The sequence below is a fragment of the Micromonospora sp. NPDC006431 genome, from assembly GCF_042870725.1.
Taxonomy (GTDB): domain Bacteria; phylum Actinomycetota; class Actinomycetes; order Mycobacteriales; family Micromonosporaceae; genus Micromonospora.
Map to the genome: position 1 here is coordinate 1 of NZ_JBIAHQ010000023.1, position 18760 is coordinate 18760.

The 18760-nt window shown below is 74.2% G+C and carries 20 protein-coding genes and 1 riboswitch; of the genes, 5 read left to right on the top strand and 15 right to left on the bottom strand.

The genetic code is table 11. From position 1 onward, the window contains the following. Positions 1-151: 151 nt before the first annotated feature. The 10 genes from pheT to ACFYM6_RS29110 form a co-directional block, all read right to left on the bottom strand. Positions 152-2734 carry a phenylalanine--tRNA ligase subunit beta gene (gene pheT / locus ACFYM6_RS29065; RefSeq protein ID WP_387280616.1) on the bottom strand — a complete coding sequence of 861 codons (2583 nt, stop codon included), beginning with the start codon at positions 2732-2734 and terminating at the stop codon, positions 152-154. 37 nt (positions 2735-2771) lie between these two features. Then, on the bottom strand, positions 2772-3854 hold the full coding sequence (gene pheS, locus ACFYM6_RS29070; protein WP_387280618.1) for a phenylalanine--tRNA ligase subunit alpha: 1083 nt from the start codon (positions 3852-3854) through the stop codon (positions 2772-2774). Between the two features lie 170 nt (positions 3855-4024). After that, positions 4025-4909, bottom strand: a complete 885-nt coding sequence (locus ACFYM6_RS29075) for a TrmH family RNA methyltransferase (protein ID WP_387280620.1) — start codon at positions 4907-4909, stop codon at positions 4025-4027. A 32-nt stretch (positions 4910-4941) separates the two neighbouring features. Beyond that, entirely contained in the window at positions 4942-5334 is a 393-nt protein-coding gene (gene rplT / locus ACFYM6_RS29080) for a 50S ribosomal protein L20 (protein WP_030335718.1), read from the bottom strand. A 32-nt stretch (positions 5335-5366) separates the two neighbouring features. Next, the gene (gene rpmI / locus ACFYM6_RS29085; protein WP_073835294.1) at positions 5367-5561 is read right to left on the bottom strand and encodes a 50S ribosomal protein L35; all 195 of its coding nucleotides are present in this window, start codon (positions 5559-5561) and stop codon (positions 5367-5369) included. 19 nt (positions 5562-5580) lie between these two features. Continuing rightward, complete coding sequence (gene infC / locus ACFYM6_RS29090) at positions 5581-6216, bottom strand: translation initiation factor IF-3 (protein ID WP_073835293.1); 636 nt, start codon at positions 6214-6216, stop codon at positions 5581-5583. A 444-nt stretch (positions 6217-6660) separates the two neighbouring features. Then, complete coding sequence (locus ACFYM6_RS29095; protein ID WP_073835292.1) at positions 6661-7125, bottom strand: PH domain-containing protein; 465 nt, start codon at positions 7123-7125, stop codon at positions 6661-6663. A gap of 73 nt (positions 7126-7198) precedes the next feature. Next, positions 7199-8170 (bottom strand): DMT family transporter, encoded by a 972-nt coding sequence (locus tag ACFYM6_RS29100; protein ID WP_387280622.1) that lies wholly within the window; start codon positions 8168-8170, stop codon positions 7199-7201. Continuing rightward, entirely contained in the window at positions 8158-9003 is an 846-nt protein-coding gene (gene hisG, locus ACFYM6_RS29105; RefSeq protein WP_387280624.1) for an ATP phosphoribosyltransferase, read from the bottom strand. Before hisG ends, ACFYM6_RS29100 begins: the two co-directional genes overlap by 13 nt. 45 nt (positions 9004-9048) lie before the next feature. After that, positions 9049-9330 (bottom strand): phosphoribosyl-ATP diphosphatase, encoded by a 282-nt coding sequence (locus ACFYM6_RS29110; protein ID WP_221623237.1) that lies wholly within the window; start codon positions 9328-9330, stop codon positions 9049-9051. Positions 9331-9469: 139 nt separating this feature from the next. On the opposite strand from ACFYM6_RS29110, the gene ACFYM6_RS29115 reads away from it, so the two are divergent. The 5 genes from ACFYM6_RS29115 to ACFYM6_RS29135 all read left to right on the top strand — a co-directional run bounded on the left by ACFYM6_RS29115 (position 9470) and on the right by ACFYM6_RS29135 (position 14119). Beyond that, on the top strand, positions 9470-10345 hold the full coding sequence (locus tag ACFYM6_RS29115) for a transporter substrate-binding domain-containing protein (protein WP_387280626.1): 876 nt from the start codon (positions 9470-9472) through the stop codon (positions 10343-10345). Next, positions 10342-11187: an amino acid ABC transporter permease gene (locus ACFYM6_RS29120; RefSeq protein ID WP_073835288.1), complete on the top strand. Its 846-nt coding sequence runs from the start codon at positions 10342-10344 to the stop codon at positions 11185-11187. The genes ACFYM6_RS29115 and ACFYM6_RS29120 overlap by 4 nt, the downstream gene beginning before the upstream one ends. 1 nt (position 11188) lies before the next feature. Beyond that, positions 11189-11932: an amino acid ABC transporter ATP-binding protein gene (locus ACFYM6_RS29125; RefSeq protein WP_387280628.1), complete on the top strand. Its 744-nt coding sequence runs from the start codon at positions 11189-11191 to the stop codon at positions 11930-11932. 202 nt (positions 11933-12134) lie between these two features. Then, entirely contained in the window at positions 12135-12791 is a 657-nt protein-coding gene (locus ACFYM6_RS29130) for an ArsR/SmtB family transcription factor (protein WP_387280630.1), read from the top strand. Beyond that, on the top strand, positions 12788-14119 hold the full coding sequence (locus ACFYM6_RS29135) for an MFS transporter (RefSeq protein ID WP_387280632.1): 1332 nt from the start codon (positions 12788-12790) through the stop codon (positions 14117-14119). The genes ACFYM6_RS29130 and ACFYM6_RS29135 overlap by 4 nt, the downstream gene beginning before the upstream one ends. A gap of 104 nt (positions 14120-14223) precedes the next feature. Here ACFYM6_RS29135 and ribH read toward each other — a convergent pair whose 3' ends face one another. From ribH to ribD, 5 genes are read right to left on the bottom strand one after another with little or no spacing between them, the layout of a single operon-like run. After that, positions 14224-14724, bottom strand: a complete 501-nt coding sequence (gene ribH, locus ACFYM6_RS29140) for a 6,7-dimethyl-8-ribityllumazine synthase (protein WP_387280634.1) — start codon at positions 14722-14724, stop codon at positions 14224-14226. A 2-nt stretch (positions 14725-14726) separates the two neighbouring features. Then, positions 14727-15992 (bottom strand): bifunctional 3,4-dihydroxy-2-butanone-4-phosphate synthase/GTP cyclohydrolase II, encoded by a 1266-nt coding sequence (locus ACFYM6_RS29145; protein WP_387280636.1) that lies wholly within the window; start codon positions 15990-15992, stop codon positions 14727-14729. Beyond that, the gene (gene pnuC, locus ACFYM6_RS29150) at positions 15989-16684 is read right to left on the bottom strand and encodes a nicotinamide riboside transporter PnuC (protein ID WP_387280638.1); all 696 of its coding nucleotides are present in this window, start codon (positions 16682-16684) and stop codon (positions 15989-15991) included. Before pnuC ends, ACFYM6_RS29145 begins: the two co-directional genes overlap by 4 nt. Then, positions 16684-17301, bottom strand: coding sequence for a riboflavin synthase (locus ACFYM6_RS29155; protein WP_387280640.1), 618 nt, complete (start codon positions 17299-17301; stop codon positions 16684-16686). Before ACFYM6_RS29155 ends, pnuC begins: the two co-directional genes overlap by 1 nt. After that, positions 17302-18363 carry a bifunctional diaminohydroxyphosphoribosylaminopyrimidine deaminase/5-amino-6-(5-phosphoribosylamino)uracil reductase RibD gene (ribD, locus tag ACFYM6_RS29160; protein ID WP_387280642.1) on the bottom strand — a complete coding sequence of 354 codons (1062 nt, stop codon included), beginning with the start codon at positions 18361-18363 and terminating at the stop codon, positions 17302-17304. A gap of 167 nt (positions 18364-18530) precedes the next feature. Next, positions 18531-18702: riboswitch (FMN riboswitch) on the bottom strand. Between the last annotated feature and the right edge of the window lie 58 nt (positions 18703-18760).

Genomic DNA, 18760 nt, shown 5'->3' on the forward strand with positions numbered 1-18760 from the left:
TGGTGGGGGTTCCCGGCCCGGGCCCGGCGCCGGGGGGGGGGCAAAACCCCGCGGGGCGGCGGGCGCCCCGCCGGGGCTATTGAACGAAGACGAAGGAGGGCCCCCCCCCAAACCCCCCCCCCACCACCTACGATCGGACGAGCGGCCCCGGTCAGGCGCCGCGGAGCGTGGCGCCGAAGCGGCGCGCCGCCTCGGCCACCGCCGCGTCCCGGGTGGCCACCGCCTCCTCGACGGTGAGCGTCCGGTCCGGGGCCCGGAACGTCAGCTTGTACGCCAGCGACTTGCGGCCCGCGCCGAGCTGCTCGGAGGCGTACACGTCGAACAGCCGGACGCCCTCCAGCAGCTCGCCGGCCCCCTCGACGAGGGCCCGCTCGACCTCGGCCGCCGGCACCGAGTCGTCCACCACCAGCGCCACGTCGATCAGCGCGGGCGGGAAGGTGGAGATGGCCGGGCCGGCCACCATCGGCGCCGGAGGCAACGCGTCCAGGTCCAGCTCCATGGCGCAGGTGCGGCGGGGCAGCTCCAGCGCCGCCACCACGGCCGGGTGCAGCTCACCGGCGTGCCCGACGACGGTGTCGTCCACCAGCAGCTCGGCACAGCGGCCGGGGTGCCAGGGGGCGTACTCAGCGGACCGGACGGTGACCCGGTCGGCCGGGATGCCGGCGGCGTCGAGGACGGCCCGGCCGGCCGCCACGGCGTCCGCCCAGCCGGCCGCCCGGCCCGGGCCCCACCAGCCGGCCGGCTCGAGCTCGCCAGTGAGCGCCACGGCGACGTGCCGCGGCTGGTCCGGCACCACCGCGTCGGCGGCGGCGAACTCCTCGTCGGTGGGGCGCCGGTCCACACCCATGGCCGGCGGGGTGCCGGCGCCGGGGCGCGGGTGGAACACCGTGCCGATCTCGTAGATCGCCAGGTCGCGCAGGCCCCGGCTCACGTTGCGCTTGAGGATGCCGAGCAGCGGGCCGAGCAGCGTGGTACGCAGCAGCGGCTGCTCCTCGGACAGCGGGTTCGCCACCCGCACCGTCCGGCGGCGCGGGTCGTCGGCGGGCAGGCCGAGCTGGTCGGCGAGTTCCCCGGCGACGAACGGGTGGGCGAGCACCTCCGCGTACCCGCGCTCGGCGAGCGACCGGGCGACCGCCCGGCGGCGCTGCTGCGGCCAGGTGAGACCACGGCCGGGCGGCGCGGTGGGCAGCACCGACGGCACCCGGTCGTACCCGTCGAGGCGGACCACCTCCTCGACCAGGTCGGCCGGGTCGGTGAGGTCGGGCCGCCAGCTCGGCGGGGTCACCGTGAGCACCTCGGCCCGCCCGGCGGCGGCCACCCCGACCTCGCCCGGGTCCTCGCCCAGCCGGTCGCCACCCCGGGCGACCGTGCAGCCGACCTGCTCCAGCAGCTCGACCACCCGCTCCGGCGAGTACGCCACACCGACCCGCCGCGACGCCAGGTCCGCCGGCAGGGTGACCGGGGTACGCGGCCGGACGTGGTCGATGTCCAGGATCTCCGCACCGACCGTGCCGCCCGCGTGCTCGGTGAGCAGCCGTACCGCCTTCTCCAGCGCGACCAGCGGCAGGGCCGGGTCGACGCCCCGCTCCCAGCGCTTCGCCGCCTCGCTGAACAGCTTGTGCCGGCGGGCGGTGCGACCAACCATCGCCGGGTCCCAGTGCGCCGCCTCGAACAGCACGTCGGTGGTGGCGGCGACCACCTCGCTGGTCTCGCCACCCATCACGGCGGCGAGCGAGATCGGGACGCCGGCGCCCTCGCCCGCGAGGGCGTTGGGCAGCCCAGCGTCGCAGATCACCATGTCCTCGGCGGACAGGGTGCGGTCGACCCCGTCCAGAGTGGTCAGCTTCTCCCCCGGCTCGGCCCGGCGGACCACCAGCGGGCCGCGGATCCGGTCGGCGTCGAAGGCGTGCATCGGCTGGCCGAGTTCGAGCATCAGGTAGTTGGTGATGTCGACCGGCAGCGAGATGCTGCGGATGCCGGCGACGGTGAGCCGCTGCTGCATCCAGCCGGGCGTCTGCGCGGTCGGGTCGACGCCGCGGACCATCCGGGCGGCGAACCGGTCACAGCCGACGGTGTCCCGCACCTCGACCGGGTACGCCGGCTCGACGGTGGCGCCGGGTGCCGGGACGTCGGCCGGGTCGCGGAACGGCACCCCGAGGGCGTGCGACAGCTCCCGGGCGATGCCCCGCACGCTCAGCGCATACCCGCGGTCGGGGGTGATCTCCATCTCGACCACGACGTCGTCGAGGCCGACCACCGGGCGGGCGTCGTCGCCGGGCTTGGCCGGGGTGTCCTCGGGCAGCACGATGATGCCCGAGTGGTCGTCGCCCAGGCCCAGCTCCTTCGCGGAGCAGATCATGCCGTTGGAGTTCCGCCCGTACGTCTTGCGCGCGCCGATGGCGAAGTTGCCGGGCAGCACGCCGCCGGGGAGGATCACCACCACCCGGTCGCCGGGGGCGAAGTTACGCGTCCCGCAGACGATCTCCTGCGGCTCGCCGGTGCCGTTGGCGGCGCCGACGTCCACCTTGCAGAACCGGATCGGCTTCTTGAAGCCGGTCAGCTCCTCGATCTCCAGGACCTCACCGACCACCAGCGGGCCGGTGACGGTCTCCCGCAGGTCCACGACGGACTCGACCTCGATGCCCAGGTCGACCAGCGCCTGCTCCAGGTCGCCGGCGGGCAGGTCGGCGGGGAGGTCGACGTACTCCCGCAGCCAACTGAGAGAAACTCGCATGACTGTTAACCACCGTCTCCGTAGCTCGTGGCGCCGATCAGGCCCCGAACGCGCGGGTGAACCGCACGTCGCCCTCGGCCATGTCCCGCATGTCGCTGACCCCGTGCCGGACCATCACGGTCCGGTCGATGCCCATGCCGAAGGCGAATCCGGAGTAGACCTCCGGGTCGATGCCGCAGGCGCGCAGCACCCGCGGGTTGACCATGCCGCAGCCGCCCCACTCGACCCACTGCGGCCCGTCCCGGTGCTCCGGGAACCAGACGTCGAACTCGGCCGACGGCTCGGTGAACGGGAAGTAGTGCGGCCGCCAGCGGGTTTTCGCGCCCTCGCCGAACATCGCCCGGGCGAAGTGGTCCAGCGTGCCGCGCAGGTGCGCCATGGTGATGCCCTTGTCCACTACCAGGCCCTCGACCTGGTGGAAGACCGGCGCGTGGGTGGCGTCCAACTCGTCGGTGCGGTAGACCCGGCCAGGCACGACCACGTAGATCGGCGGCTTGCGGGTGAGCATGGTGCGCGCCTGCACCGGCGAGGTGTGGGTACGCAGGACAAGGCCAGACGCCGCGCCGTCGGTTGAGCCCTCCTGCGGGGCGATGTGGAAGGTGTCCATCAGGCCGCGGGCCGGGTGGTCGGCGGGGATGTTGAGCGCGTCGAAGTTGGTCCACTCCAGCTCGACCTCGGGGCCCTCGGCGATCTCGTAGCCCATCCCGATGAACAGGTCGCTGATCTGCTCCATCAGCACGGTCAGCGGGTGGCGGGCGCCGCGCGGCCGGCGGTCGTAGGGCAGGGTCACGTCGACCCGCTCCTCGACCAGCACCCGCTCGGCCTGCTCGCGCTCCAGCGTCTCCTGCCGGGCCGCGTACGCGGTCTCGATGGCGCGGCGGGCCTCGTTGACCCGCTTGCCGGCGTCGGCCTTGGCGGCCGGCGGCAGCGCGCCGATCTCCCGGCGGGCGAGCGAGACCGGAGCCCGGTCGCCGAGGTGCGCGGGGCGCAGCGCGTGCAGCGCGTCCGGGTCGGTGGCGGTGGCGAACGCCTTCTCGGCCTCGGCCACGGCCTCGGCCAGGGCGTCGGGGTCGAGCAGGGCGACCTGCTTCGGGTCGTACGGATCGTTGCGGTAGCTCATGGCGTACGGGCACTCCCTCACGGCGGCGCCGGCCCTCACGGGCGGCTAGGCGAGTCTACGGACGCGCGGCTTCGCCGCAGCCCGCCGGTGGGAGGTATGCAGGAGGAAGGGTCACGCCCGCCGCCCGCCGACACCGGCGGGCTGGCTAAACGAACGCCGTGGCGCGTTCATCATCCGGACGACTCCCCTGCTGTGTGACCGCGCGGACCCGACGGTCGGCGCAGTGCTCTCGCTGAAGCGTACAGGCAGACGGCCGCGGCCGCAGCGAGGTTCAGGCTCTCGGCACGCCCGTGCAGCGGCACCCGGACCCGGGCGTCGGCCGCCTCGGTCAGCTCCCGGGGCAGGCCATGGGCCTCGGATCCGAAGAGCCAGGCGGTGGGCGTGGCGAGCCGGCCGGCATCGGCCAGGTCGTCGAGGTCGGTGTCGCCGTATCCGGTGGTGGCCAGCACGGTGCGGCCTGCGGCGCGCAGCGCGTCGACCACCGCGACCGGGTCGGGGGCGCGCACCACGTCGACGTGGAAGAGGCTGCCGGCGGAGGCCCGCACGCACTTGCCGTTGTACGGGTCGACCGCGTCCCCGGCGAAGACCACCGCGCCCGCACCGGCGGCGTCGGCGGTGCGCAGCACGGTGCCGGCGTTGCCCGGGTCGCGGATCTCGGCGAGCACCGCGACCAGGCGCGGCCCGCGTGCCAGGGCCTTCTCGAGCGGTACGTCGAGGTGCCGGCAGACGGCGACCAACCCCTGCGGGGCGACGGTCTCCGCGAGCGCCGCGAGGGCCTCCTCGGTGACCTCGGACACCGGCACGTCGGCCCGGGCGGCCTCGGCGGCGAGGTCGGCGTACCGGTCGAGGGCGGCCGGCGTGCCGAACAGCTCGACGACGGTCCCGGCGCGGCCCAGGGCCTCCCGGACGGCCTGCGGACCCTCGGCCAGGAACCGGCCGGTGGCCTCGCGGTCCCGGCGGCGCTGGAGCCGGCGGGCGGCGACGACCCGGGGGGTACGCGGGGTGAACGGGCCGGGAACAGCGTCGAGGCGCCTCCCGCGCGACGGTGACTGCATGGGAGACGCCTCGATCTGCTGGTGCGGGTGGGTCAGGCGGCCTGGGCCGCGGCGCCACCGGTGCCCTCGGCCGCCACGGCGGCGCGGGCCAGCTCGACGATCGCGGCGAACGCCGCGGCGTCGTTGACGGCCAGGTCGGCCAGGATCTTGCGGTCGACCTCGATGCCGGCCAGGCGCAGGCCCTGGATCAGCCGGTTGTAGGTCATGCCGTTGGCCCGGGCGCCGGCGTTGATCCGCTGGATCCAGAGCTGCCGGAAGTCGCCCTTACGGTCGCGGCGGTCCCGGTAGGCGTACTGCATCGAGTGCAGCACCTGCTCCTTGGCCTTGCGGTAGAGGCGGGAGCGCTGACCGCGGTAGCCGCTCGCGGTCTCCAGCAGGGTACGACGCTTCTTCTGGGCGTTCACAGCCCGCTTGACGCGTGCCATCTCAACTCCTTCTTCGGTTCAGGTGGCGCGCGTCAGCGGCCGAGCAGCTTCTTGATTCGCTTGACGTCGGCCTTGGCCAGCTCGACGGTGCCGGTCAGCCGGCGGGTCTGGGTGGAGGCCTTCTTCTCCAGGTTGTGGCGGAGGCCGGCCTGCTGGGCAACGATCTTGCCCTTGCCGGTCACCTTGACCCGCTTGCCCATACCCGTGTGGCTCTTCATCTTCGGCATGTGGAACGTCTCTCCCCTGTTACTGGCCGCTGGTGTCAGCGGTCGTGCCGGTCTCACCGGCTGCTGCGGTCTCGCCAGCCTCCGGAGCGACGGATTCCTCCGCGGCCCGCTCCCGGGGCGCCCCGCCCCGGGAGGCCGTCGCGGCGACCGCGGCGGCCTTGGTGGCGCGGTGCGGCGCGAGCACCATGATCATGTTGCGGCCGTCCTGCTTCGGCGCGGCCTCGACGTACCCCAGCTCCGAGATCTCGGACTCGAGCCGGCGCAGGAGCCGGTAACCCAGCTCCGGGCGGCTCTGTTCGCGACCGCGGAACATGATCGTCACCTTGACCTTGTCGCCGGCCTTGAGGAACCGCACCACGTGACCCTTCTTGGTCTCGTAGTCGTGCGGGTCGATCTTCGGCCGGAGCTTCATCTCCTTGATGACGGTCTGCTGCTGGTTACGCCGCGCTTCGCGCGCCTTCAGTGCGCTCTCGTACTTGAACTTGCCGAAGTCCATGAGCTTGCACACCGGCGGGCGCGCCATCGGCGCAACCTCGACCAGGTCCAGGTCGACGTCCGCGGCCAGCTGAAGGGCGCGCTCCAGCGGGACGATGCCCACCTGCTCACCCTCAGGACCGACCAGTCGGACCTCACGTGCCCGGATCTGCTCGTTCACGCGTGGTTCGACGCTGATGGGGCCTCCTCGAGTCGAGTCTTTCTTTCTGCATGTGTGCCGACTCCGCGGGCTCCCGGACGGGAGCCGACCCGGAAAGCAGAAGGCCCCGGCGCATGCCAGGGCCCGCTCGACCGGTCGGCACGATCACATGATCGCGCATCCGGTGCCGGAACGTGCCCGGAACCGGTGACCGGACCCGGCCGCCGCGCGGCGACTCGGGTGGGAGCAGGCGCTCCGCTTCGGGACCACCCACGCGTCAGGGACGGGGGCAGTCTGGTCGACTCAGCAACACTACACCCCCGGCCCACCCGTCCCCAAACCCACCCCACCCGCGCCTCGCCGGTGACCAGGCCACTCATTCGTGAAAAGGGTGCCCACTCCGGAGCGGATGCCCGCTCTTTCCGCGACTCCGCCGGCTTCGACCGGGCGGGTGCGGTGGCGGGGTCAGCGAGAGGCGTTGGCGAGGGTAGCCAGGTGGGCCTGGTGCAGGCGGCGCAGGGCCCGCACCCCCTCGACCGCGCGCTCCTTGTCGGCGGCCTGCAGGGCCACCATCGGCAGCAGGTCATCGTCGTGCAGCTCCAGGCTGGCCCAGGGGGCACCCCGGTCGAAGCGGACCCCGCGGACGACCTCCCAGGGCAGCTCGTACGAGCCGATCACGTTGCGCACCCGGATGCCCTTGGCGTCGGCCACCACCCGGGGGCGGGTGAACAGCAGGGCGCCCAGGGCGCCGAGGACGCCCAGCCCGATCATGGCGAACTGGTCGCCCCGCTGGAACGTGCCGTAACCCTCGCCGGTGGCGCCGGTCAGGGAGGTGGCCACCAGGCTGAACACCACCACCAGGGTGGCCGCCGAGGCCCAGCAGACCAGCCGGATCCGACGCGGCCGCACGGTCACCACTGAATCGCTCATGCCGCCTCGCTTCGCTCCGCGGCGGCGCGAGGCGCCACGCTGCTGAGCCTGATGGTCCGCTCGCTCCGTTCGCTCACCCGACCAGTCTGCCATCCGGCTCGGACGCGGGGTCCGCTGCCACACGGGTCGGCGTCCGCCGGCGTACGCCGGCCAGCAGCACCGCCGCGGCGGTGAGCCCCGCGCCGGCCAGCACCGGCAGCCGCGCGCCCGCCCCGCCGGGCAGCGCCACGTCCAGCAGCAGGGCACCGCCGAGCTGGCCGGCGACCAGCGCCAGGCCGGTCCGCAGCACCCCGGCCGCCCGGACGCCGACCAGCAGGGCGAGCACGATGCCGACCCCGAGCAGGCCGCCGATGTAGAGCCACCACTGCCCCGGCCAGGCGGGTCGGATGGCGAACGCCCCGACCGCAGCCGCGACCGCCAGGATCACCGGGGTGCTCACGGCGAAGTTGACCGCCAGCCCGGCGGCGGTGCTGCTGGCGGCGGAGACCCGACCGTTGAGCGCGGACTGCAGGGCGACCGCCAGACCGCCGGCGACCGCGAGCAGGACCAGCCCGACCGCCAGGTCGCCGACCGGGCGACCGAGCTGGGCCAGGGCCACCGCGCCGACGCCGAGCAGCGCCCCGGCGACCCGGGGCGCGGTGAGCGGCAGCCGCCCCGCCGGGGACACCCCGGCCCGGTCCACGGCCAGCCCGCCCAGGCTGCCGCCGGCGACCTGAGCGATCGTGAACACGGCCACCCCGAGCACCGGCACCACGTACGTGCCGATCACCACGATCGCCGCGCCGCCGAGCCCGCCCAGGTAGGCCCACCAGGGCAGGCCGCCGCGCCGCAGCACGGCCAGCCCGGCCCGCATCGACGGGACGGCGAACAGCCCGAGCAGGACCAGCAGGCAGCCGCCGAGGTTGTTGACCACCGCGCCGAGCACCGGGTTGCCGGCCCGCTCCCCCAGCTCGGAGTTGACCACGCCCTGCGCCGCCGAGGCCATCCCGCCGAGGACGACCACGCCCAGGGCGGCCGGCGCGGGCAGGGCTCTCACAGCCGGCACGCGTGGATGTTGGTGACCAGGATGGCCCGCGCGCCCAGCTCGTACAGCTCGTCCATGACCCGGTGCACGTCGTCGCGCTGGACCATCGCCTGCACGGCCACCCAGCCCTCGCGGTGCAGCGGGGAGACGGTCGGCGACTCGATGCCGGGGGTCAGCGTGCTGGCCCGGTCGAGCAGGCCGGCCGGCACGTCGTAGGCGAGCATCACGTAGCGCCGGGCGACCAGCACGCCGTGCAGCCGGCGCAGCAGCTGGTCGGCCTGGGCGCAGCCGGGGGCGCCGGCCCGGCGGACCAGCACCGCCGAGGAGCGCAGCAGCGGCTCGCCGAAGACCACGAGGCCCGCCTGGCGCAGCGTGGCGCCGGTCTCCACCACGTCAGCGACCACGTCGGCGACGCCGAGGCGGATGGCGTTCTCCACCGCGCCGTCCAGGCGGATCACCTCGGCCTTGACACCCAGCTCGGCCAGGTGCCGCTCGACCAGCCCGGGGTACGCGGTGGCGATCCGGTGCCCGCCGAGCTGCTGGACGGAGTCCACGTCGTCGGGGCGGGCGGCGAAGCGGAAGGTGGCCCGGCCGAAGCTCAGGTCGACGACCTCCTCGGCCGGCGCGCCGGAGTCGACCAGCAGGTCCCGCCCGGTGATGCCGACGTCCAGATCACCGGAGCCGACGTAGGTGGCGATGTCCTTGGGGCGGAGGTAGAAGAACTCGAGGTCGTTGGGCTCGTCCCGGCAGACCAGGTCCTTCGGGTCGGTGCGCTGGCGGTAGCCCGCCTCGCGCAGCATCTGGGCGGCCGACTCGGCCAGAGCGCCCTTGTTCGGTACGGCGACACGCAGCATGACGGAGTGCTCCTTCGATCGATGAGATGATCAGCGGACGGGCACTCACAGATGTCGGTAGACGTCCTTGAGCTCGAGACCGGTGGCGAGCATCAGCACCTGGGCCTGGTAGAGCAGCTGGGAGATCTCCTCGGCGGCCCGCTCCGGCCCCTCGTGCTCAGCGGCCATCCACGACTCGGCCGCCTCCTCGACCACCTTCTTGCCGATGAAGTGCACCCCCTTCTCGAGCGCGGCGACCGTGCCCGAGCCCGGGGTGCCGGCAGCGGCCTTGGCCTGCAGCTCGGCGAACAACTCCTCGAACGTCTTCACGGAAGGCGATTCTTCCAGTTCACCGGCCGGGCCGCGTGCGGCGGGTCGGGCCGGGCCCACCGGCCGGGACGGCGCGCGGACCGGTGTGACGGAATTCCCTACCACCACGGTGGGACACGCTTCGGCCCCGAACGCGCCTGGCTCTACGCTGTCCGCCATGGCCAGCAGCTCACGGATCGTCGCGCTCACCCTCGCCGCCGCCACCGCCGTCACGGTGGCCGGCTGCGCCCCACAGGACGACGGGAAGACCACCACCGCCAGCCCCACCGGCGCGGCCGCGGCGTCCTGCGCCAAGGACAGCCTGCCGACGCGGACCCCGGGCAAACTCACCATCGCCACTGACGAGCCGGCGTACGAGCCGTGGTTCCGCGAGAACAAGCCGGAGAACGGCGAGGGCTTCGAGGCCGCCGTCGCGTACGCGGTGGCGGAGCAGCTCGGGTACGCCCGCGAGGACGTCACCTGGATGCGGGTCAAGTTCGACACCGCCATCGCTCCCGGCCCGAAGAGCTTCGACTTCGACGTCAACCAGTTCTCCATCACCGAGGAGCGCAAGCGGGCAGTCGACTTCTCCGCGCCCTACTACCGGGTGCGGCAGACTGTGATCGCGCTCAAGTCCTCGAAGATCGCCGGAGCGAAGACCCTGGCCGACCTCAAGGACGCCACCCTCGGCGCCCAGGTCGGCACCACCAGCTACCAGGCGATCACCGACGTGATCAAGCCGACCGCGAAGCCGCAGGTCTACAACAGCAACGACGACGCCAAGAAGGCGCTGCAGAACGGCCAGCTCGACGGGCTCGTGGTGGACCTGCCGACCGCCTTCTACATCACCGGGGCGGAACTCACCGACGCCACCATCGTCGGCCAGCTACCGCAGGTCGGCGCAGCCGAGGCGTTTGGGCTGCTGCTGGACAAGAACTCCCAGCTCACCCCGTGCCTCGACGCGGCCATCGGCAAGCTCGACGAGGCGGGCACGCTCAAGCAGCTGGAGCAGAAGTGGCTCGCCCAGGTGGCCGGAGCGACCGAGCTGACGTGAGCCTGCTTGAACACACCCCCTCCGCCGCCCAGCTGAGGCGGACCGCGTACCGGCGGCGGCAGACCGTGCGCAGCGTGCTGGTCGCCGCCTCCTCGACGGCGGCACTCGGCACACTGCTGGTCCTCGCGGTCACCGGCGCGCCCGGGTGGGACCGGGTCCGCGAGTCGTTCCTGGACCCCTCGATCGCCCGGGATGCCCTGCCGGCGGTGCTCGCCGGGTTGTGGCTCAACGTCCGGCTGCTGGTCTGCTGCGCCGCCGGCGCGCTGCTGCTCGGGCTGCTGATCGCGCTCCTGCGGACGCTGCGCGGCCCGGTCTTCTTCCCGGTGCGGGCGCTCGCGGCCGGCTACACATACACCTTCCGCGGCCTGCCGCTGATCATCGTGTTGTACGTGCTTACTCTCGGCGTGCCCGGGCTGCGCCTGCAGGGCATGCCGCCGGTGCTGGTGCTCGGCGGCCTCGCGCTGGTGCTCACCTACGGCGGCTACCTGGCGGAGGTGTTCCGGGCCGGCATCGAGTCGATCCACCCCAGCCAGCTCGCCGCCGCCCGGTCGCTCGGGCTGACCTACCGGCAGACCATGCGGCACGTGGTGCTGCCACAGGCCGTCCGCCGGGTCGCCCCGCCACTGCTCAACGACGTGGTGGCGTTGCAGAAGGATGTGGGCCTGGTCTCCCTGGCCGGGCCGATCGACGCGGTCCGCGCCGCCCAGATCGCCACCGCGGAGACCTTCAACTACACCCCCTACATCCTGGCCGGGGTGTTGTTCGTGCTGCTCGCCATCCCGCTGATCGCGGTCACCGACTGGGTGACGCTGCGCTCGGCCCGACGCCAGTCCGGAGGCTGAGATGCCGGTGCTGACCTGCCGTGGGCTGCGCAAGGAGTTCGGCGGCCACGGGGTGCTCGACGGGCTCGACCTGACCGTTGACGAGCATCAGGTGGTGGCGCTGATCGGGGCGTCGGGGTCGGGCAAGTCGACCCTGCTGCGCTGCGTCAACCTGCTGGAGGAGCTGGACGACGGGAGCATCGAGCTGGACGGGGAGGAGATCTCCGACCCCCGTGTCGACCCGGACCTGGTCCGCCGCCGGATCGGGATGGTCTTCCAGTCGTACAACCTCTTCCCGCACCTCACCGTGCTGGAGAACATCACCCTGGCGCCCCGGCGGGTGCACCGGCGGGCGCGGGCCGAGGCCGACGCCCAGGCCCGGGAGCTGCTCGACCGGGTGGGGTTGGGCGCGAAGGCGGACGCCTACCCGGACCGGCTCTCCGGCGGGCAGCAGCAGCGTGTGGCGATCGTCCGGGCCCTGGCCAACTCGCCCAGGCTGATGTTGCTGGACGAGGTCACGTCCGCGCTGGACCCGGAACTGGTAGGCGAGGTGCTGACGATGATCCGCGACCTCAAGGCCGATGGGATGACTATGGTGCTGGCCACCCACGAGATGGGGTTCGCCCGCGAGGTCGCCGACCAGGTCTGCTTCCTCGACGGGGGCCGGGTGGTGGAGGCCGGGCCGCCGGCGCAGGTGCTCGGCGAGCCGACACAGCCGCGTACCCGGCAGTTCCTCAGCCGAATCATCGAGGCCGGCCGGCTCTGACGGCCAGGGGCGGCCGGGGCCGGCTCAGCGTGCGGTAAGGCGAGGAACGCGCGGACCGGGGCAGGCCGGCCCCAGGCCCGGTACGCCACGCGCAGCCGGGGCAGATCCCACGTACCGCACGGTCGTCATGTCGGAAGTCAGTCACGAACATCATGGAAACAGGACTTTCGAAGGTCGCCTTTCGAAAGGTACGCTTCGAACCATGGCCGAGCAGCCCCGCGAGATCACCGACGTCGACACCCTCCGCGCCCTGGCGCACCCGTTGCGACTGCGCATCCTCGACGCCGTCGGCCTGTACGGCCCGCTGACCGCGACCGAGGTGGCCGAGCGGGTCGGCGAGAGCCCGGCGAACTGCTCCTGGCACCTGCGTCAGCTCGCCCGGTACGGCTTCGTCGCCGAGGCCGGCGGCGGCACCGGGCGGCAGCGACCGTGGCGGCTGGTCACCGACGGGCACCGGTGGGGCGAGGGCGAGGAGAGCCCGGAGCTGGCGCGGGCCGGTGACGCGGCCGCCCAGGTCCTGCTCGACCTGGAATACCGCAAGCTCCGGGACTGGATGGCCGTCCGCCGGCAGCAGTCCCCCGCCTGGCGGGACGCCGGCTTCTTCAACCAGTTCATCGGCTGGTACACCGCCGACGAGCTCGGCGAGCTGAAGGAGGAGCTCCGGTCGCTGTTCGGGCGCCATCTGGACCGGCTCACCGACCCGGCGGCCCGCCCGCCGGGTTCCCGGCCGGTGCGGCTGATGGCGTGGGGCGTACCCGAGGTCGACGGGCCGGTCGTCGGTGGCGCCGACGCCGGGCAGGACACGGAACACGGGCCGGTCGTCGGCGACGCCGACGCGGAGCGGAACGGGCAACGATGAGACACCTGCTGCGCCGGCCGGACTTCCGGCTGTTCTTCATCGCGTTGACGGTCAGCATGGTCGCCGAGTCGGTCCTCCTCCTGGCCCTGGCCGTGTGGGTGAAGGAGCTGACCGGCTCCGACGGGCTGGCCGGCGCCACCTTCGTCGCGCTGACCGCGCCGATGGTGCTGGCCCCGCTCGTCGGCTGGGTGGTCGACCGGGCGCCCCGCCGAACGCTCTTCGTGGCGCTCAACGTGGCCACCGCCGTGCTGCTGCTGCCGCTGCTGGCGGTCCGCGACGACGGCCGGCTCTGGATCGTGTACGCGGTCGCCGCCGGCTACGGGCTTTCCTACATCGCGCTCGGCGCGACGATCACCGCGCTCGTGCAGGAGTTGGTCCCGGCCGAGCTGCTGCCCGACGCCAACGGCGCGTCCCAGACCGTCAAGCAGGGGCTGCGGCTGGCCGGTCCGCTGCTCGGTGCCGGCCTCTACGTGCTGCTCGGCGGACCGGCGCTGGCCGCCACCTGCGCGCTCGGCTTCCTGGTGGCCGGCGCGGTCGGGCTGGGGCTGAGCCGCGCTCCGGCTCCGGCTGCGGGCACGGGTGACGGGTTCGGGCCGGCGGCCGGCGGCGACCCCGGCGCCGCGCCGACCGGGGCGGCGCCCCCGGGCGGAGCCGACGTGCTAGCCGCCGGCGGGCGCGGTGCCCTGGTCGCCGGGGTCCGGCACCTGATGGCCGAGCCCGCGCTGCGCCGGGCACTGATGGCGGTGGTGGTCGCCACCATCGGGCTCGGGTTCGGGGAGACGCTGTGGTTCGCGTACGTCGACCAGGGGCTCGGCCGGGAGCCGGCCTTCCTGGGGGTGCTGGTCTCGCTCCAGGGGATAGGCGGGCTGGTCGGCGGCCTCGCCTCGGCGGCGCTGGTGCGCCGGCTCGGGGAACTGGGCACCATGGCGCTCGGCGTGGCCGCTCTGGCCGCCGGCAGCCTGGCCCTGGTCCGGCCGGCCCTGGGGCTCGCCGTCACCGCCAGCGTGCTGATCGGGCTCGGGCTGCCGGCCGCGATGGTGGGCACGATGACGCTGATCCAGCGGCGTACCCCAGCGGACCTGGTCGGCCGGGTCTCGGCCGCGCTGGACGCGTTGGCCAGCGGCCCGCAGGCGGTGGCGATCGGGGCGGGCGCGCTCCTGGTCGGCCTGGTCGACTACCGGCTGCTGTACGGGGTGATCGGCGCGCTGCTGGTGGCCGCGGCCGGCTACCTGCTCACCGGCCGCCGCCTCACCCCGCCCGCCGCCACGCCGCAAGGGGCGGCGCCCACGCCGCTCACCGTCGGCTCGCCGTCGGCGACCGCGGGCTAGCTCCACTGCGGGTCGGCGAGGTGGCGGTGTCCGGACGTCCTGGACACCGCCATCTCGGCGATTCCGCGGCCGGTCACGTCGGGGCGGCCTGCGGGGCGGCGGCGTCAGCCGCCGAAGCCGACCCGGTGGCCGTTGGTGGCGTCGAGGCCGCGGATGGCCAGGGCGGCGTCCAGCGCCGCGACCGTGGCCGCCCAGCCCTTGTCCTCCGCCGAGCCGGGCAGCCCGGCCCGGTCCCGGGCCTGCTCGATGGTCTCCACGGTGAGCACCCCGTGCGCCACCGGCTTGCCCTCGTCGAGCGCGACCCGGGTCAGCCCCTCCGTCACCGACTTGCAGACGTAGTCGAAGTGCGCCGTGGCGCCCCGGACCACCACGCCGAGGGCGACCACCACGTCGTACCGGCGGGCCATCGCCTGGGCCACCACGGGCAGCTCCACCGATCCGGCCACCCGGGCCACCACGGCCCGCGCGCCGCACGCCTCGGCGGCGGCGACCGCCCGGTCGACCATGTGGTCGGTGAGGTCGCCGTGCCAGCGCGCGGCCACGATGCCGACGGTGAGCCCGGCCGCGTCCACCGAGGTGACGCCCGGTTCCCCGAAACCCGCCATGCCTACGCTCCGATCTCGTCACCGGCGACCGGGCGGCCCATCGGCGCCTCGGTCACCTCGTCCAGCCCCTCCAGGAGGTGGCCCATCCGGTCCCGCTTGGTCCGCAGGTAACGCACGTTCTCCGGGTTGGACCGCACGGGCAGCCCCTCGCGGCCGCTCACCGTGAGGCCGTACCCTTCCAGGCCGGCCCGCTTGGCCGGGTTGTTGGTCAGCAGCCGCATCGAGCGGACGCCGAGGTCGTAGAGGATCTGCGCGCCGGTCCCGTAGTCCCGGGCGTCGGCGGGCAGCCCCAGGTCGAGGTTCGCGTCCACGGTGTCCCGGCCTTGGTCCTGGAGCTCGTACGCGCGCAGCTTGTGCAGCAGGCCGATGCCGCGCCCCTCGTGCCCGCGCACGTAGAGCACCACGCCGCGGCCCTCCTGGGCCACCCGGGCCAGGGCGGCCTGCAACTGCGGGCCGCAGTCGCAGCGCAGCGAGCCGAAGACATCCCCGGTGAGGCACTCGGAGTGCACCCGGACCAGCACGTCCCGCCCGTCGCCGAGGTCGCCCATGACCAGCGCGACATGCTCGGCCGGGTCGTGCTCGCTGCGGTAGCCGAGCGCCCGGAACACCCCGTACGGGGTGGGCATCCGCGCCACGGCGACCTGCTCCACCTGCTTCTCGGTACGCCGCCGGTGGGCGATCAGGTCGGCGATGGTGACCAGGGTCAGCCCGTGCTCGGCGCAGAACTTCTCCAGGTCGGGCAGGCGCATCATGGTGCCGTCGTCGTTGACCAGCTCGCACAGCACCCCGGCCGGACGCAGCCCGGCCAGCCGGGTCAGGTCGACCGCCGCCTCGGTGTGCCCGGGCCGGCGCAGCACCCCGCCGTCGCGGGCCCGCAGCGGCACCACGTGCCCGGGACGGGCCAGGTCGGTCGGGTCGGTCGCCGCGTCGGCGAGCAGCCGGATGGTGTGCGACCGGTCGGCCGCGGAGATCCCCGTGCTGACCCCCTCCCGGGCGTCCACGGTCACCGTGTACGCGGTGCCCCGCCGGTCCTGGTTGGTGTGGTGCATGGGCGGCAGGTCCAGCCGGTCGCACTCGCTCTCGGTCAGCGGTACGCAGATGTAGCCGGACGTGTAGCGGACCATGAACGCGACCAGCTCCGGCGTGGCCAGCTCGGCCGCGAAGATCAGGTCGCCCTCGTTCTCCCGGTCCTCGTCGTCGACCACGACGACCGGCCGGCCGGCGGCGATGTCCGCCACCGCCTGCTCGATGCTCCCAAAGCTGGTCATGCCACGGCCTCCGAGTACCTCGGCGGGATCGGGGTGGGGGCGGGCGGGACGGCCCGGGAGGCGCGCCACCAGGCGGCCAGGCCGGCTACGCAGAACCCGCCGTAGACCAGGTACATGGCGGCCGACGGATAGAAGCCGCCGCGCAGCAGCAGCGGTACGCCGACCGCGTCGACGGCGATCCAGACCAGCCAGAACTCCACCCAGCCGCGGGCCATGCCGTACGTGGCGAGCAGGCTGCCGACCAGGATCCAGGCGTCCGGCAGCGGCCCCCACGAGCCGAGCGCGGCCAGCACCGGGTACGCGGCGGCCGTGCCGACCAGCGCGGCGGCGAGCAGACCGAGCCGCTCCCGGCCGGTGGCCCAACGCGGGACGACCGCCGGCTGCTCCCCGCCGCCGGCCCGACGGTTGCGCGACCAGCGCCACCAGCCGTACAGGCTCACCGCGAAGAAGAAGACCTGCCGGCCGGCCTGGCCGTAGAGGTCGTGCGCCTGCGGCGTGGCGAAGACCCCGCCGAGGAAGACGGTGAACAGCAGGGCGTTGCCGATCATGCCGATCGGCCAGGCCCAGACCAGCCGGCGCAGCCCGAGCAGCGCCGAGGCGAGGCCGAAGACGTTGCCGACGATCTCCCGGACCAGCACCGGCGAACCGGCGACCTGGAGCTGCGCGTCGAGCAGCCAGCCGAGCGGGCCCATCAGCGGTCACCGCCCGGGCCGGGCGCGCCACCGGCGAGCAGCCGCTCGACGTACTTGGCCAGCACGTCCACCTCGAGGTTCACCGGGTCGCCGGGCCCCTTGGCGCCGAGCGTGGTGAGTTTGAGGGTGGTGGGGATCAGCCCGACCGCGAACCAGTCGGCACCGACGTCGGCGACGGTCAGCGAGACGCCGTCGACGGTGATCGAGCCCTTCTCCACCACGTACCGGGAGAGCGCGGCGGGGAGCCGGAAGCGGACCGTCTCCCACTGGGCGGCCGGCTCCCGGGCGACGATCTCGCCCACCCCGTCGACGTGCCCCTGCACCAGGTGCCCGCCGAGCCGGCTGCCGAGCGCGGCGGCCCGCTCCAGGTTGACCGGGTCGCCCGGGCGCAACGCGCCGAGCGCGGTGCGCCGCAGGGTCTCCCCCATCACGTCGGCGGTGAAGACGCCGCCGTCGACGTCGACCACGGTCAGACAGACCCCGTTGACGGCGATGGAGTCGCCGTGCCGGGCGTCCGAGGTGACCAGCGGGCCACGGATGGCGACCAGCGCGGAGTCGCCTCCGGTCTCGGTGGTCCGGACCACCTCACCCAGCTCCTCGACGATGCCGGTGAACATTCAGCCCTCCCTCTTCCGGGGCAGCGCGGTGATCCGCAGGTCGGGGCCGACCTGCGTAACGTCGGTGATCTCCAGATCGATGGCGTCGGCGATGGTCGTCACGCCCGCGTCGAGCAGCGCGGTCGGGCCGGCGCCGAGCAGCTTCGGCGCGACGTACCCGACGACCTTGTCGACCAGGCCGGCGGCGAGGAACGCGCCGGCCAGCCGTGGACCGCCCTCCAGCAGGGCGGCCCGCACGCCGCGGTGGTGCAGCTCGGCGAGCAGCGCCGGCAGGTCGACCCGGCCGTCCGGGCCGGCCCCGACCTCCGCGGCGGTGGCGATCCAGGTCCGGGAGGCGCCGTCGCGGACCCGGGCGTCGGCCGGGGTACGCCCCGAGCTGTCCACCACCACGCGCAGCGGCTGCCGGATGGCGAGGGTGCCGTCGCGCAGGTTGCGGGCGGTGAGCCGGGGGTCGTCGGCGAGCACGGTGCCCACTCCGGCGATCACCGCGTCGACGGTGCCGCGCAGCGCGTGCACGTCGATCCGGGCCGCCTCGGAGGTGATCCACATGCTGGTGCCGTCGGCCGCCGCCGAGCGCCCGTCCAACGTGGCGGCGTACTTCCAGATCAGGTACGGCCAGCCGCGGCGCATCGAGGTGAGCCAGGCGACGTTGCCGGCCTCGGCCTCCTCGGCGCGTACCCCCGTCTCGACCTGGATCCCGGCGGCGCGCAGGGTGGCCGCGCCGCCGGAGGCGACCGGGTTGGGGTCCGGGGCGGCGACCACCACCCGGGCGACCCCGGCGGCGATGAGCGCGTGGCTGCAGGGGCCGGTGCGGCCGGTGTGGTCGCAGGGTTCCAGGGTGACCACGGCGGTGCCGCCGCGGGCCCGCGTGCCGGCCTGGGCGAGGGCGACGATCTCGGCGTGCGGGCCGCCCGCGTACGCGTGGAATCCCTCGCCGACGATCTCGCCGGCCGCGTCGAGGAGCACGCAGCCGACCACCGGGTTGGGGCTGGTGGTGCCGAGACCGCGGGCGGCCAGCACGATCGCACGACGCATCGCCTCGTCGACGGAGACGCTCGCCATCGCCTGCCCCTGCCCTCTCGCTCGCCGGTCGCGCGCGGGCGGGGCTGGGAGTCGGCACGGATGCCGCGGACACGCGGCGGCGGAGATCCGGGGACGGCAGCGCCGACCCCGGAGAAGCCCACGCGGCGGCTGAGGGTGTCAGCGGCCGGCAGGGGCCTCCCCGTCCCGCGCGCTGTCTCCCATCCGGACTGTCTGGGGGCGGACGAGCCGCGCCCCAACCGTCGGCCCCGGATTCTCACCAGGTCCACCGGGCGGCAGAGCCGTCCGGGTCGCGGGCTTACCACGGTCGGACCGTGGATCACCGCCGGTTCGGAATTTCACCGAGCCCCGCCAGCGCGTGGTGGGTACATCGGAAGTCTTACACGCCGGGTGGGGGGCCGCGCCACATAGGCGAGGT